General features: G+C 62.2%; 11 protein-coding genes. 7 read left to right on the forward strand and 4 right to left on the reverse strand.

Translation table 11 applies throughout. The annotated features are described in order from the left end of the window. Positions 1–157: 157 nt before the first annotated feature. From ACZ1JM_RS00645 to fghA, 4 genes are all read left to right on the forward strand, one after another. Positions 158–1,753, forward strand: a complete 1,596-nt coding sequence (locus ACZ1JM_RS00645; protein WP_465132173.1) for an alpha-amylase family glycosyl hydrolase — start codon at positions 158–160, stop codon at positions 1,751–1,753. Between the two features lie 2 nt (positions 1,754–1,755). Next, positions 1,756–2,772, forward strand: a complete 1,017-nt coding sequence (locus ACZ1JM_RS00650; protein WP_465132174.1) for a glycosyltransferase family 4 protein — start codon at positions 1,756–1,758, stop codon at positions 2,770–2,772. A gap of 226 nt (positions 2,773–2,998) precedes the next feature. Continuing rightward, complete coding sequence (locus ACZ1JM_RS00655) at positions 2,999–4,111, forward strand: S-(hydroxymethyl)glutathione dehydrogenase/class III alcohol dehydrogenase (protein ID WP_465132175.1); 1,113 nt, start codon at positions 2,999–3,001, stop codon at positions 4,109–4,111. Positions 4,112–4,148: 37 nt separating this feature from the next. Further along, entirely contained in the window at positions 4,149–4,994 is an 846-nt protein-coding gene (gene fghA, locus ACZ1JM_RS00660; RefSeq protein WP_465132176.1) for an S-formylglutathione hydrolase, read from the forward strand. 50 nt (positions 4,995–5,044) lie between these two features. Here fghA and ACZ1JM_RS00665 read toward each other — a convergent pair whose 3' ends face one another. The 4 genes from ACZ1JM_RS00665 to ACZ1JM_RS00680 all read right to left on the reverse strand — a co-directional run bounded on the left by ACZ1JM_RS00665 (position 5,045) and on the right by ACZ1JM_RS00680 (position 10,252). After that, complete coding sequence (locus ACZ1JM_RS00665) at positions 5,045–6,664, reverse strand: TPM domain-containing protein (RefSeq protein WP_465132177.1); 1,620 nt, start codon at positions 6,662–6,664, stop codon at positions 5,045–5,047. A gap of 7 nt (positions 6,665–6,671) precedes the next feature. Then, positions 6,672–7,523, reverse strand: coding sequence for a DUF3667 domain-containing protein (locus tag ACZ1JM_RS00670; RefSeq protein ID WP_465132178.1), 852 nt, complete (start codon positions 7,521–7,523; stop codon positions 6,672–6,674). A 126-nt stretch (positions 7,524–7,649) separates the two neighbouring features. Then, positions 7,650–8,858 (reverse strand): cytochrome P450, encoded by a 1,209-nt coding sequence (locus tag ACZ1JM_RS00675; protein ID WP_465132179.1) that lies wholly within the window; start codon positions 8,856–8,858, stop codon positions 7,650–7,652. Between the two features lie 65 nt (positions 8,859–8,923). Then, positions 8,924–10,252 (reverse strand): MFS transporter, encoded by a 1,329-nt coding sequence (locus tag ACZ1JM_RS00680; protein WP_465132180.1) that lies wholly within the window; start codon positions 10,250–10,252, stop codon positions 8,924–8,926. A gap of 310 nt (positions 10,253–10,562) precedes the next feature. On the opposite strand from ACZ1JM_RS00680, the gene ACZ1JM_RS00685 reads away from it, so the two are divergent. The 3 genes from ACZ1JM_RS00685 to ACZ1JM_RS00695 all read left to right on the forward strand — a co-directional run bounded on the left by ACZ1JM_RS00685 (position 10,563) and on the right by ACZ1JM_RS00695 (position 15,613). After that, a complete protein-coding gene (locus ACZ1JM_RS00685; protein WP_465132181.1) occupies positions 10,563–12,932 on the forward strand; it encodes a CaiB/BaiF CoA-transferase family protein in 2,370 nt (789 codons plus the stop codon). A 187-nt stretch (positions 12,933–13,119) separates the two neighbouring features. Beyond that, the gene (locus ACZ1JM_RS00690; protein ID WP_465132182.1) at positions 13,120–14,631 is read left to right on the forward strand and encodes an acetyl-CoA acetyltransferase; all 1,512 of its coding nucleotides are present in this window, start codon (positions 13,120–13,122) and stop codon (positions 14,629–14,631) included. A 49-nt stretch (positions 14,632–14,680) separates the two neighbouring features. After that, entirely contained in the window at positions 14,681–15,613 is a 933-nt protein-coding gene (locus ACZ1JM_RS00695; RefSeq protein WP_465132183.1) for a LysR family transcriptional regulator, read from the forward strand. Positions 15,614–15,668 lie beyond the last annotated feature (55 nt).

Here is a 15,668-nt window from a genome sequence, read left to right on the forward strand (position 1 = left end):
TCGCGACTCGATTATCGTATGTCGCGCAGAGTTAGCCTATCATATCAAACGTCTGCATGACCGAACTGTTGCTGATGCCGCATACAAAGAAATATGCCAGACGCGGACCGATCTTTTGAAGCGGAACAGGACAGGTGCCCGCGCTTTACCTCGATCGATGACAGATCAAGCGAAAAGAGCCTGGTGGGAACGGGGAGTGATCTACCAGATCTATCCCCGATCGTTTCAGGATTCCGATGGTGATGGAATAGGTGACATCGCAGGAGTCCATTCGCGATTGGATTACGTGGCAGCGTTGGGCGTAGATGCCATCTGGCTTTCACCCATATTCCCGTCACCCATGGCAGATTTCGGCTATGACGTGGCGGACTACTGCGACATCGAGCCATTGTTCGGAAACCTCGATGCGTTCGACAGCCTTGTGGCCGCCGCGCATGACCGTGGCTTGAAGGTCATCCTGGATTTCGTGCCCAATCATACTTCCGATCAGCATCCGTGGTTCAAGGAAAGCCGGTCCAATCGAAGCAATCCGAAACGTGACTGGTATGTCTGGCGCGACGCGAAACCGGACGGCGGTGTTCCAAACAATTGGATCAGCGATTTTGGCGGATCATCCTGGGAATGGGACGAGCAGACAGGGCAATATTATCTACACGCCTTTCTGAAGGAGCAGCCCGACCTTAATTGGCGCAACCCGGATGTACGTGCCGCGATGAGCGACGTCTTGCGCTTCTGGCTTGATCGCGGCGTGGATGGCTTTCGGATCGACGTGTTATGGCATATCGTCAAGCACGAGGCTTTGCCAGACAATCCCTTGAACCCGGATTGGACACCCGAGATCACCGAGCGGGATCGCCTCATCCAATTTCATTCCACAGATCAGCCTGAAGCGCATGATTATACGGCGGAGATGCGCAAGCTGGCCGATGAATATGGCGAGCGGGTTCTGGTTGGCGAAATTTTCCTTCCCAACGATCGTCATGCCCGATGGTATGGCGTTCCCGAGCGCCCGCAAGTGCATCTTCCTTTCAACTTTCAGCTAGTTGAAACCCCTTGGAATGCCGAGCGACTGCGGCAGGTGATTATCGATTACGAAGCGTCGCTCCCCGCATTCGGATGGCCGAACTGGGTCATTGGCAGTCACGATGCGCCCCGGATTGCAGCCCGGATCGGAGAGCAGCAGGCCCGTGTGGCGGCAATGCTGCTGTTGACCCTGCGGGGTACCCCAACGATGTATCAGGGCGACGAGATTGGCATCGGCCAGGTGACGATACCGGTAGACAGGATCAGGGACCCACAGCACTTTCGCCAACCCACCTTGAACATCGGACGGGACCGGTCACGAACACCCATGCCGTGGGATGCATCAGAGAACGCGGGGTTCAGTACCGGCGATCCCTGGCTTCCGCTTAACGACGATTGGCGCAGCCGCAATGTAGAGATGCAAGAGGCGGATGCCGCCTCGATGCTCAACTTTTATCGCTCTTTGCTGACACTCAGACGATTGCATCCTGCGTTATCCGTCGGCTCATTCGAGATGCGGGAAGCGGCTGAGGATATTCTTTGCTATATTCGCGAATATGATGGCGAACGGTTGGCGGTGCTCCTGAACCTCGGCGACGCAGAACGATCGTATCACCTCCGTTTGCCGATCGCGGCCACGGTTGCCTCTACACTTCCATCCCTCCGAACGTACGATGGCACCCTTTTGCCGAATGAAGGACTGATCTTGAGATTGGCGACAGGTACTTGAAAATGCGAATAGCAATGCTGGCTCCGATCGCCTGGCGCACTCCGCCGCAGCATTATGGCCCTTGGGAACTGGTCACCAGCCTACTTACCGAGGCGCTGGTTGCGCGTGGTGTCGATGTCACTCTATTCGCGACCATGGACAGCATAACCGCCGGTAAGCTGGATGGCGTAGTCCCCGCGCCCTACGGTGAAGACCCTGCAATAGATGCCAAAGTCTGGGAATTTCGCCACCTAGCTCATCTGTTCGAGCAGGCTGGTGATTTCGACATCATCCACAATCAGGCCGATTTCCCGGCGCATGCATTTTCTCGTCTGGTCGATACGCCGATGGTGACGACTATCCATGGTTTTTCATCAGACCGCATTCTGCCGATGTATGAGCCATTTCAGGATCGGGTACACTACGTCGCGATCAGCGCGGCCGACCGTCACCCTGCCTTGCGTTACGCCGCTACGATCCATCACGGGATCGACGTTGACGAATTTCCCTTTGACCCCACGGGTTCGGACGATCTCCTGTTCTTTGGGCGCATTCACCCGGACAAGGGCGCTACCGAGGCAATCGAGGTTGCCCAGGCTTGTGGGCGAAAGCTCAATCTTCACGGCATCGTGCAGGATGATCGCTATTTCCGCGATGAAGTCGAACCATCTCTTTCGCCCAACTCAGCTACATTCCATGGCCCTGCCGGGGGATCGGACCGTCTGCGGGCGCTTGGCAGTGCCAGGGCGCTGCTTCACCTGGTGAACTTTGACGAGCCGTTCGGGCTTTCGGTGGTCGAAGCGATGGCCTGTGGGACGCCGGTGATCGCGACGAGGCGGGGGTCGATGCCGGAGATCATCGAGGATGGCGTCAACGGTTATCTGGTCAATAGTCTGGACGAGGCGATCGCCGCTGTCGGCAGGATCGATGCGCTGGATAGAAATCTGGTACGGCGTAGTGTCGAGCAGCGGTTCAGCGTCGATCGGATGGTGGATGATTATCTGGCCCTCTACCGGAGCATTCTGGTTCGAAGTGTTTAGTTGATCAAACACATGCGGACGAGGGTGCCTTTGTAGCCGAAATCGGGGGATGCAGGCTGTCGGTGCAAAGGCCGCGCGCGATGCTAGCAGGGTTCGGCGATGTAGGAAAACCAACCCTCCCTGCCGCTGGCAGTCGTATCGCCGAGTGTTTACAGCGAACCGACCCGCCTGCTATCGCACCGCCAATCCGGCTGGGTTCCCAGCATCGACCGAAGGACGTTTCCCGATGAAGACCCGCGCTGCCGTTGCCTTCGAAGCGAAAAAGCCCCTTGAGATCGTCGAGGTCGATCTGGAAGGCCCCAAGGCGGGCGAAGTGCTGGTCGAGATCATGGCAACAGGCATCTGCCACACCGACGCCTACACGCTTGACGGGTTCGACAGCGAAGGAATCTTCCCCTCCATCCTTGGGCATGAAGGCGCTGGGATCGTTCGCGACGTAGGCGCGGGCGTAACGAGCGTTAAGCCGGGCGATCACGTGATCCCGCTTTACACGCCCGAGTGCCGGCAGTGTAAGTCGTGCCTGTCCGGCAAGACGAACCTGTGCACGGCGATCCGCGCCACGCAGGGCAAAGGCCTGATGCCGGACGGAACGACCCGCTTTTCCTACAAGGGGCAGCCGATCTTCCACTACATGGGCTGCTCCACGTTCTCCAACTTTACCGTGCTGCCCGAGATCGCCGTCGCCAAAATTCGCGAGGATGCGCCGTTCAAGACCAGCTGCTACATTGGCTGTGGCGTGACCACGGGCGTGGGCGCGGTGCTGAACACCGCCAAAGTGCAGGTGAACGACAATGTGGTCGTGTTCGGCCTCGGCGGTATCGGCCTGAACGTGATCCAGGGCGCGCGGCTGGCCGGGGCCAAGAGCATCATCGGCGTCGATATCAATCCCGATCGTGAGGAATGGGGCCGCCGGTTCGGCATGACCGACTTCCTCAACAGCAAGGGCATGAGCCGCGAAGACGTGGTGGCCACCATCGTCCAGATGACCGATGGCGGCGCGGACTATACGTTCGACGCCACCGGTAATACCGATGTCATGCGCACAGCGCTGGAAGCATGCCATCGCGGTTGGGGCACCTCGATCATCATCGGGGTCGCCGAAGCGGGCAAGGAAATCGCCACTCGACCGTTCCAGCTGGTGACCGGTCGCAACTGGCGCGGCACGGCGTTCGGCGGGGCCAAGGGCCGCACCGACGTACCCAAGATCGTTGACATGTACATGACCGGCAAGATCGAGATCGACCCGATGATCACCCATGTCATGGGGCTGGAGGAGATCAACAAGGGCTTCGACCTGATGCATGCGGGTGAAAGCATCCGCAGCGTCGTGGTGTTCTGATCGGGTCTGCGAAAAACTATATCCAGGAGCCTTTCCGATGAGCCTTGAGCAAACCAGCGCCAATCTGGCATTTGGCGGAGTGCAGGGCGTGTACCGCCACGCCTCCGAGGCGACGGGCACGGACATGACACTCTCCGTCTATGTGCCGCCTCACGCTGAAGGGGCAAAGTTGCCGGTCGTCTGGTATCTGTCTGGCCTGACCTGCACCCACGCAAATGTCACTGACAAGGGCGAATTCCGACGGGTCTGCTCGGAACTCGGGCTGATCTTCGTGGCACCGGACACGTCCCCGCGCGGCGATGGCGTGCCAGACGATGAAGCAGGCGCTTACGATTTCGGGCTGGGCGCAGGGTTCTACGTCGATGCGACGCAGGCGCCGTTCGATCGCAACTACCGCATGTGGTCTTACGTAACGCAGGAACTGCCCGATCTGATCGGCGCGAACTTCCCGGCAGACACGAGCCGTCAGTCGATCATGGGCCATTCGATGGGCGGCCATGGCGCGCTGACGATCGGCTTGCGCCATCCTGATCGTTTCAAGGCAGTGTCCGCCTTTGCGCCGATCGTTGCGCCGGGTCAGGTGCCATGGGGCGAAAAGGCGTTGGGCGGCTATCTGGGCAATGATCGCGCTGCATGGCGCAAGCACGATGCCGTCGCCCTTATCGAAGACGGCGCGCGGGTACCCGATCTGCTGGTGGATCAGGGTACGGCGGACACGTTTGTGGAAGAGCAACTGCGCCCCGAACTGCTCCGGGCGGCATGCGATGCAGCTGGCATCGATCTGACCCTCAACATGCGCGAAGGGTACGATCACAGCTATTACTTCATCTCCACGTTCATGGAGGATCATCTGCGCTGGCACGCCGCGCGGCTGACCGGATGAGGCAGCGGCGCCGGCCGGTCAGCGATTGGCGTTGACGGAGCCAGCGCCCGTCAGATCGCGTCGTAACTGAACAGCCACATCGCGGACGCCTGCTTCTCCTTGTCACCGGTGCGTTGCAGCCGGCCGACTGCGGTGTACTTCGTGCCCTCCTTGATTTTCCCCGAGGGCATTAGTCCGGCCAGACGGGGCGATACGTAAAGGATCACCGGATAGCCATCGTCGGTCTTCAGGCTGACGGCGGTATAGCCCAGCGTGCCGCCGATCATCTTCTCGTTCACCTGGCCAAACCCGGTCGGTGGAGACAGGCTGGTGACCGTGCCCGATACCCGGATCAGGTTGCCGAGGGGTTGGTCGGTCTGCGGATTGAACGGGCGTTTGGATTGCATCCGCTCTGCATTGACCTTGTCGTAATGTGCCAGCAAATCGCCGAGTGTCTGATACTGGATGGACCACTTGGTGTTTGCGGCGTTCGACAGCGTAAGGCGGAAGATGTCGAACAGATTGTCCGTCCACCCACCGCAGCCATCCGCGTCGTCGCAGTAATTCCAGGCGGCGTCGGTCCATTGCAGCAGTTGCTTTTGCGGATCGGAGAATTCCGCTTCCTTGGCAAGGCCGGGTCCGAAAGCGACGGCCGCCTGGCGTAGGCGCGGGGCGACGACGACCACCGCTCCGTTGCCGACATCAAGCTTGCCGATCCGTAATTGCCGCATCATCGCCCACGCGTAATCCTGCGCCGACATTCCTTTCAGGTCATTGACGACGAGGAAGGTCACTTCCACGCCCACGTCCTTTGCCAATGAGAACAGCCGGCCCTCCATCGCCTTTACGCGAGCAGGGTCGAGCTTGCCGGTTTCATCGATGACGAAGTGCCCGTACTTGAACGGGATCGATCCCGGCGCCGGCAGGACCGACGGTCTTGCTGATCCGCCGGTGCTGGGCATCTGCGTCGCTGCGGGGGAGGGCGCGGACGAAGCCATCGCACCCGTACCGCCGCCGCCGCAATCGGCTCCCCCGCGCTGCTGGCAGGCTTCCCTCCAGCCCTGCCCGATGGCGTCAGCGCGACGCTGCTTGTCGGGGTGAGTGGGCGATCCGTGGGCGGACCCGATGGTGAGGATCATCTTGGTGGCGTCTGCAAGCGGGGCGCCCATCTTTTGCAGGACAAAGCCGCTGAACTTGTCCGCTTCCAGTTCGATTTCGGGGCGGCTGCCGCCCGGGACGATGGTATGTCCGGACAGATGGTGCGCGATCTCGTGCGCCATGACACTGATCGGCCCCCACTTGTTCCCCCCGACGGCGGCCGTTGCCTCGGCCATGAACTTCGGGTTGAAGGCGATGACCCGGCGCGGGATGCGATTGGCGTCCAGCAGGATCACGGCCGCAGCGTTTTCGACCGGGCCTGATACCACTACGAAGTTGGCGGGCAGGCCGGTGAACTCCATGATCCGGCGTACCGCCAGCGCGCATTCGTTGGGTGCCTGCCCGTTGAGAGAGGATGCGGAAGCGTTTACAGGTTCACCATCATACGAGCACGCCTGCAGTGTCGACGCGATGGCTTCCACTTTGTCCGCCCCGGAAAGCTTGGTGCCGGACTGTTCCCCTTGGGAGCCGCAACCGACCAAAGCCAGGGCGGCAAGCGGAATCAGGGAGCGGACGTTGGAACGCTGCATCATTCTCTCCTTATGTTGTCGTTGAACTCACCAGCCAGAGGATCGCGAAAGCGTAGGCCCGCAGCAGCAGCCAGTTGACGACCGCGAATACAAGGCACGCCAGCGCGAGGCGCAGCCAGTCGAACCGTAACTGCAGCAGGAAGAATTGCTTGTAGGCCGCGGCGACCACCAGAAGCTTGATCGCCGGGATGTAGTATTGAGATGCGGACTTGTGCCACAAAATGAACTGCGCATCGCGCCAGATCAGGGTCGGCAGCATATTGAGGATGATGATGCCGAGGATCACGCTTTGCGCGTAGATGCACAGCACGGCATGCTCGATCGCGTTATACTTAGCCTTTGGGCGCAGCATCGTCCACGATCCGGCGTAGATGGCGAGGATGCCCAGCGAAAAGCTCCAGTTCGCATAGGCCATTACCCGCGAGGCCATGCGATCGACATCGGCATTGCGGCCCGCATAGGCGTAGTGACCGAAGTAGCCGTTGGCCGCCAGCATCACCACCAGGATCGCCACCATCGCCACCAGCAGTTTTAGCGGATGCATGTTGGCGCTGCGCCGACCGAGCACATATTCGCGGGCCACCGTCCCCGGCATTGTGGCAAGGCGCAGCATGGTCGTCAGGGTCTGGAGTTCGAAAACCCGCAGCCGTTCCCAGGCTTCGCGCGCGGTGTCTTTCCAGACGAAACGCCGGGCGGCCTTCTGCCCACACTGCGCGCAGAACGGGGTGGTTAGGGGTTCCGCGCAATTGCGGCAGACCTTGCCGTCGAACCAGGCCGGATCCATCGCGCGATCCGGCATCTGCACAGGCGCGGCGGCGGAACGGCTCAGGATAGTGTAGAACGCCCGGCGCAACGTCAGCACGGCTCCTCGCAAATGGCTGAGCAACGAAAAGACGTAACACCTCAACCCGATGCGCGTTGCGAGCGAGTGCGATCCTGCCCACCCGTGCAGCAAATCCGTCCCGCCGAGGCTGCTGCAAGCAGCGTGCTAGCTGGGCGGTGTCCAGACCAGCGGAATGGCGGTGCAGGCACCCACGTTGCCGCCCTTCATCGTGACGGGGCGGGCAGGATCGAGGGTCGTCTCCGGCATGCCGGACAGCCATTCCTGCAGGAACACGATCACTTCCATGCGGGCCAGCCCCGCGCCTACGCAGCGATGGGGGCCGACACCCATCGTTGTATGGCGTATCGGGGTAAGACCGCGTTCGAACCGAACATCTTCCGGCGCATCGAAGCAGGCGGGGTCCAGATTGTGCAGCACGCTGGCGAGATAGACCTTGTCGCCGGTGCGAATGGTGACGCCATCGATTTCTACATCCACCACCGCGTTGCGACTGACCGAGACGGTCGGATAGCGGCGCATCAGTTCATCCGCCGCGCCTGGGATCAGATGCGGATTTTCGCGCAGGAGGCGCTGGTCATCGGGGTGTCGGGCAAGATGCAGGGCGACCATTCCGATGACCCCGGCCACGGTGTCCAGCCCGCCGAACAGCAGGTTGCGGCACATCCGGCGCGCTTCGTCCTCACTCCAGGGGCGCCCGTTGACCGGCTCCATCAGGATGCGGCTGAACAGATCGTCACCCGGTTCGCGAAGGCGCTTCGCGATGAAAGGCCACAGATAATCGTCTGCCGCCTGCTTCAACCCCTCGACGGTCACCGATCCGTCGGGCCGCGTCAGTTGCACGCCCAGTGCGCGCAAGCGCGGGCGGTCTTCCAGCGGCACGTCGATCAGGCTGAGAAAGATGTTGAGCGGCAGAACTTCGGCGAATTCCGTGACAAATTCGCACGCCCCGCGATCGCGGAAACCGGCGATCAGGTCGCGGGCGGCCGTTGCAACGCTCGGCTCCAGCGCGGTGACGAAGCGGGATGCGAGGCCTTTCATCACCGGCCCGCGATAGGCTTTATGCTCGGCGCCATCGGACTGAAGCGGAATGAACTGCATCACTTCACCCAGACCGGGGGTTACCGCCAGGCACTCGCTGGACAGGCGCTGCGCATCGCCCCACAATTCCCGCACCACGTCGCCACGGGCGCCGATCCAGTGGCCACCGTTGGCGGTAGTCCACAGCAGGCCCGGCCCGCCGAGCAGCGATGTCCAGGCTGCGAAATAGTCCTGCTCCACGCCCGGCGGGTTGAAAATGTCGAAATCGACAACCCGGTCGGCGGGAACATGCGATGGCACCGCGATGGCAGACATGGGCATCCTCTCTTACTGTTATTGTCAACATCGGTAGCCCTGACCCACGGGCATGCCACCTGAGGTTATGGCGAGGTGGGTCGCAGATGCCTGGCGGCCAGTGTCAGCAGCAGTCCCGTCGTTGGAACGATGACGATGGCGGCGGTGGTCAACGCATAGGCAAGGGGATCGGCAAGGTGCATGCGAGCGAAGGCATCGCTCAGCAACCCGATGATAAGGGGGCCAAGGCCGGTGCCGATGAATGCCGCTGCGATCGAGAGGACCGCCAGCGATTGAGCTCTCAAATGCGGCGGGGCCAGGAGCTGAAACGGGATCGAGGACATGCTGATAATAGCGCTGATGATGAATATCGTCGGCACCAGCAGCATCAGCGCGGGTGTCAGGTTGGGCGCGATCGGGGCAAGGGCGGCGGGCAGAACCAGTGCGAATGCCGCTCCGCGCATCAACCGGACGGTGCGGCCCAGCATGTTCTCGTCCGCCGACTTGCCTACCAGCCAGCCAGCCGTCAGCGTACCCAAGGCCCCGGCGACGATGAACACCAAGCCAAAGCTGCCGCCGACAGTCGCTTCGCCAAGTTCATGCCGGCGCATCAGCGCGGTAGGCATCCAGGCAACATGTGCGTTCAGCATGGTGATGAGCAGGGCGATGGCGATAATGTAGGGAATGCAAAATCCCCGGTTGTCCCCCAGAAACCGGAAAAGTTCACCCTTGGCGGCGCGCACCGGCTTGGCCGTTCTATGCAGGCGCGGTTCGCGGACGGTGAGGGCCATGATGGGGGCCAGGATCAGCCCAGGCAATCCCGCCAGCAGGAAGATCATCTGCCAGCGCTCCAGCGTTCCGAACGCGCCAAAGGAGGGCATCGCCCAGTTTGCCGAGGCGGCGTACAATTGGCCTCCCAGTGTCAGCGCCAGACCACCGCCGACGAACGGCGCCAGCATGAAAAGCGAAGTCGCGCGGGCAAGTCCGCGTTTGTCGTGAAGATCTGACAGCAGGGTCTGGGCGGCAGGCGGCAATCCCGCTTCGCTGGTCGCCACGCCGATCCGGGCGAGCATCAGGCTACCGAAGCTGAAAGCAAGGCCAGCGCCGCAGGTGGCGAAACTCCACGCGACCATGCAGATCGCCATCAGTCGGGGGCGGTGGACGCGATCGGCCAGCCAGGCCAGCGGCAACGTCGCCAGAACATGGAAGATCGAAAAGCTCACGCCCTGCAGGATGCCGATCTGGGTGTCACTGAGATCGAGCGATGCCTTGATCGGCGTAACGAGCAGGCTGAGGATCTGGCGGTCGATATACGATAAGGTGAAAGCCAGCGAAACGGCGCCGGTGGCATACCACGCACCCCGCCGACCGGAAGGTTGCGAAGTGGCTGTTGGGGCAGGGGCGTTGGCGGACATGGGCACCCTTCAAGACGGCGCGCGACCATGCTGCACGGAGATGTCCGTGCCGTTCTTGCCTCGCCCACTGTGTTTATCGGATCAGGCTATAGGGCGGGTGGGCATGGCTCCAATATGAGTTCGCATGGCTTTGGTGGGCGTTTTCTTATCAACGATCTGCTGATAGCGATATGTTGATAAGAAATCAGTCTTAGCTCTGCCCGATTGCGTATTGGACGGGGGCAGGCGCTTTCCGGATGCTCGACCCAACTTCAGAACAATGAATTTGGGAAGCAGGGATGCCGGGTGACCACGTTTACGGGTGCCGTCCATGATTGCGGGGCGTGACAATGCCGATAGCCCGCTGGCAGGCCATGTCGTGCTGGACCTGCTGGATGGTCCGCAAAAGGCACTGAGCCGTATCTACGCCGAACTGGGTGCGCGGGTCATCCGTATCTCTGCGCCGGGTCAGGGCGCTTTCGTCGATCAGCGAGCGGCGATCACGTCTGCGGTGGCGGATGCGGGCAAGGAATTGGTAGCGCTGCCAAAAGAGGGCGAAGAGCGGCGAGCGCAGTTGCGCGAATTTATCGAGCGGGCGGACCTTATCATCGCCCCCTACCCCCGCCCCGCCGGGCTGGAAGCGCTCGACGACGGCGTGCCGGGCAGCACCGTCCTGATGACGGTCAGCATGTTCGGCACCGGGAATAGCTACGCCGATTGGCAAGCGACCGACCCTGTGCTCCACGCTTTGTCCAGCGAACTTTCGCGCTCCGGCATCGAAGGGCGCGAACCGCTGCTGCCGCCGGGGCGATTGGCTTTCGACTGTGCGATCTCGCAGGCTGCCTATGTGGGCATGGCGGCGCTCTATGCCGCGCGCGTAACCGGGATTGGCGACCGCATCGATTTCTCCATGCTGGACGGCGCGGTGCAGGCATTGGATCCCGGCTTCGGCCTTGCAGGCAGCGCCACACTCGGCCGATCCGCCAAGCTGCTGCCGCCGGGCAGACCGGCCCCCGGCAGGCTCTATCCCATCTATCCCTGTGCAGACGGGCATGTGCGCGTGTGCCTGCTGGCTCCGCGTCAGTGGCAGAACATGTGGCGGTGGATGGGCTCACCTCCCGAATTTGGCGGCGCCGAGTTCAACAGCATCGATGTGCGACAGGGTTCCGCCGCGCTATCGCAAGCGCTCGGCGAATTCTTCGGGTCTCGGTCCAAAGATGATCTGGAGCGGGAAGGCGCGGCGCAGGGCGTGCCGATCTCCGGGGTGTTGACGCTGTCGGAATGCCTGGCGACCGAGCACGTAAAGGCGCGGGGCATCGTCGCGGATGCGGCGCTGCCGGATGGCAGCCGAATGCGGATGCCGCGCGGCGTGATCGGTATCGACCGTGGGCAAGGGCCGGTGCGTGACACACCCGCCCCCGCGCGCGTTCAGGTGATGGGGGCCACACCCGCCCGGCCGTTGGCAGGCCTGAAAGTGATCGACCTTGGCGTGATCGTCGTAGGCGGAGAGCAAAGCCGCCTGCTGGCCGATCTTGGCGCGGACGTAATCAAAGTGGAAAGCGCCTCGTTCCCCGATGGTACGCGCCATACGTACCTGCCGACGGGCCTTTCGGTCGGGTTCGCGGCCGGGCATCGCAACAAGCGCAGCCTGGGGCTGGACCTCAAGCACCCGGAAGGCAAGGCCCTGTTTCTGCAGCTCGCGGGCGAGGCCGATGTCATCCTTTCGAACTTCAAGCCCGGAACGATGGAATCACTCGGCTTCGGCTATGATGCCGTCAGCGCGATCAATCCGGGCGTCATCATGGTGGACAGCAGCGCATTCGGCGCGGACGGTCCCTGGTCGGGGCGAATGGGCTATGGCCCGCTGGTGCGCGCGGCATCCGGGTTGACCCGCAAGTGGTGCTATCCGGACGACGACGAAGCGTATAGCGACACTGTGACGATCTACCCCGATCACGCGGCCGCGCGCTATGGCACGATTGCCGTCCTCTCGCTCCTGTCGCGCCGTCTGCGCACCGGACGGGGGGGAACGGCATCGCTATCGCAACTGGAAGTGATGCTGGATCACTTCGCCCCGGAAATAGCCGGACTTGAAAGCGGCGTGGACAATTGGGACGAGCCGTCGGACGCTCCGTGGGGCGCCTATCCTGCACGCGGGGATGACGAATGGTGCGTCGTCACCGTGCGCGGGGATCGAGACTGGCAGGCCCTGGCCGACGTCGTCGGCCGGCAGGACTGGGCAAGCGCGCCGCGATACGCCGATCGTCACGGTCGGCTACGGCACCGGGATGCGATCGACCGGGATTTGCGCGAGTGGATGGCCCGACAGGACGCCGATGGCGCCATGCGCGCGCTTCAGGCAGCCGGGGTGCCCGCCGCGCGGATGCTGCGCATCGCCGATCTGCCCGACTTCGGTTATTTTCTCGAGCGAGGGCTATTCCGCCGCGAACCTCATCCGCATCTTGCCGAAGAAGTTATCTCCGAGAGCTTCCACGCCCCGTCCGCCAATATCGGCGCGCTACCGTCTACGCCCGCCCCACTGATGGGCGAACATAGCGGCGAGATCGTGCGCGACTGGCTCGGCTTATCGGACGCAGAAGTGGAGCGCCTGTTCGCCGATAAAGTGCTGCAAGGAGTTGCCCCGGAAATCGAACGGATGCTTTCAAACGGTGAAGGGCGCGGCGATTCCGTAGCGGCCTAGTACAAATGATAGCTGATTGAAGGGTGATGCAGATTTGACTTCCAGTGACTCGGGCCGTTAGCATCCTGTCCAACAAGAATAGAGAGGATCGAAGGCCGATTGGTCGCCGGATAGCGCCGGGCGACAGGTGTTACTGCGTTGAAATTTCTGCGTCACCGACAAGCACGAACTTGAAAAGGAGGGATGCATGAATTCCACTGTCGATGAAACCCGGGTGCCGGTCCTGATCGGGATCGGCGAAGTGCTCGACCGGCCCGCCAACGATCTGGATGGCGTGGACGCGTTCGATCTTATGCTGGCGGCGTTGAAAGCGGCGGAAGCGGATGCGGGCGTCTCGGTGCTGGATGCGCTGGAATGGCTGGGCGTCGAGGATGAGATTTCTTTCCCCGACCCGGCGCCGCAGGAACGCCTTGCAGAGCGTATGGATCATCGCCCCGCGCATCTCCTGAAAACGCACGAGGCCAGCGGGGATGGGCCGATCAAGCTGATCAACGACGCTGCCAATCTGATCGGGCGCGGGGAAATCTCCATCGCCGCAGCGGTCGGCGCCGAAGCACTGCGCACCGCGGCCAAGCGCGCCCAGGCCGCCATCGCTGCCGGGCAGGAACCCCCGAAAAGCTCCATCGCCGATGTTGCGGAAGCGAACGCAAAGCCACTGGCACGCAAGCACGGCCTGTTCACGCCGATCGATGTTTATCCCTTGTATGAAAACGCCGCCCGCGCTGCGTGGGGACAGACACTGGCAGAAGGACAGGCCGAAAGCGGTGCGATCGGCGAGGGGTTCGCGGCGGTTGCTGCCGCCAACCCCTACGCCTGGATCAGGAAGCCGGTCAGCGCGGAAACCATCGCGACGGCGACCCCGGACAACCGGATGGTCAGTTTCCCCTACACCAAGATGATGGTCGCCAATTCCAGCGTCAACATGGGCGCCGCCGTCATCATCGCAAGCCTCGCCAAAGCGCGAGAGCTGGGTGTCGATGAAAGCCGCATCGTCTATATCGGCGCCGGGGCCGCCGCGCATGAGGACGAGGATTTCCTGCTGCGCGACAGCTATACCCGCGCCGTAAGCCTGGAAACCACCGTGTCTTCCGCGCTTGAAAGCAACGGCATCACGGCGGGCGACGTGGACCACGTAGAGCTGTATTCCTGCTTTCCCATCGTGCCGAAACTGGCGCGGCGGGCGCTGGACTGGCCGCTCGACAAGCCTTGCTCCGTCTATGGCGGGCTGACGTTCGGCGGCGGACCGATCGGCAACTGCATGATGCACGCGGCAGCGCGCATGGTCGAAAAACTGCGCCAAAGCGGGGACTATGGCCTCATCGTCGCCAACGGCGGCTACGCCACGCACAGCCATTCGATCGTGTTCAGCAGCAAGCCCATCCCGGCAGGAACATTCCCGCAGGACTACAACGTCCAGCCGCAGGCCGATGCAAAGCGCGGTCCTGCACCTGAACTGCTGGATGACTACACCGGGCCCGGCTCCATCGAGACATACACCATACCGTTCGACCGCCATGGCAATCCCCGGCATGCGACCGTGATCGGGCGCACACCGGAGGGTGCTCGCTTCGTTGCCCGTGTGCCGGAGACCGACAACGAGACGATCGCCTTTTTGCTGGGCGATGGAGCACAACCGGTCGGCACCGCCGGTCAGGTTTCGACCGGCGAGAACGGACTGCCGATCTGGGGCCGAACGTGATGGCATGAACAGACGCTCGGCTGCGGGCGCATGAGAGGGAGCGTTGATAGTGACGAATATCGATATTCGGCAGGTGCGCATGTTCGTGGCGGTTGCCGATGCCCTCTCCTTCACCCGCGCCGCTGCGTCTCTCCACGTCGCGCAGCCCTGGCTTTCCGTGCAGATCCGCAAGCTTGAGGACCAGATCGGCTTTCCGCTGTTCTTCCGCAATCGCAATCGCGGGGTGGTGCTGACGCGGCAGGGAAAGGAGTTCCTGGAACCGGCCCGCGCCTATGTCGATGCTGCGCAGTATGCGGCGGATGCTGCGCGCGAAGTGAGGGGGTATCAGGCCCTGTCACTGAAGCTCGGCGCGCCTGACTTTTCGGCCGAGATCCCGGCGCGAGGTGCCCTGCTCGACAAGTTCGCCAGTCGTCACCCGCGCATGGAGATCGAGATCGTCAATGCCTGGTCCTCGCAGTTGCTGGATGCCCTGCTCGATCATGAGATTGATCTCGCCTTTACGGTAGGGCCGTTCGACCGGGCGGGGTGCGAAGTCATCGATATCGCGGAATACCGCTGGGCGATCCTGGCTGAACGTGAATTGGCGGCGCAGTGGGGCGATGAAGTGCCGTTGTCTGCCCTCCGGGGCCGTCAGGTCGCAAGCTTCCGCCGCAACATCAATCCCGCCTTTTACGACAGCATCGCGCCGCGTCTGGCAGCGCACGATATCGAGATCGTCGCTCTCCCGGAATCGTCGTTGTGCGGCATCCGTCAGCATGTTCAGCGTGCCCATGTGCCAGTGCTCATCAGCGAGTGGAGTTCACACTCGATCCTCGATCCTGATCTGGCCGTAGTGCCTCTTCAGGAAAAGGATTTCACGTTCGCGCTGCACCTGGTGCGGCGGGAACATGACGATCGCCCCGCCGTGAGAAGCCTGTGGGATCTGGCATGCGCCTCGGCGTCCGGTAGTCTTGATAAGAAACCCGTATCAAGCGTCATTTGATACATATTAGACCATGCAATTTGGCGGGCGTAGCCTTCGATTAACAAACAGGCGC

The sequence above is a fragment of the Novosphingobium sp. BL-S-24 genome (genome assembly GCF_055521575.1).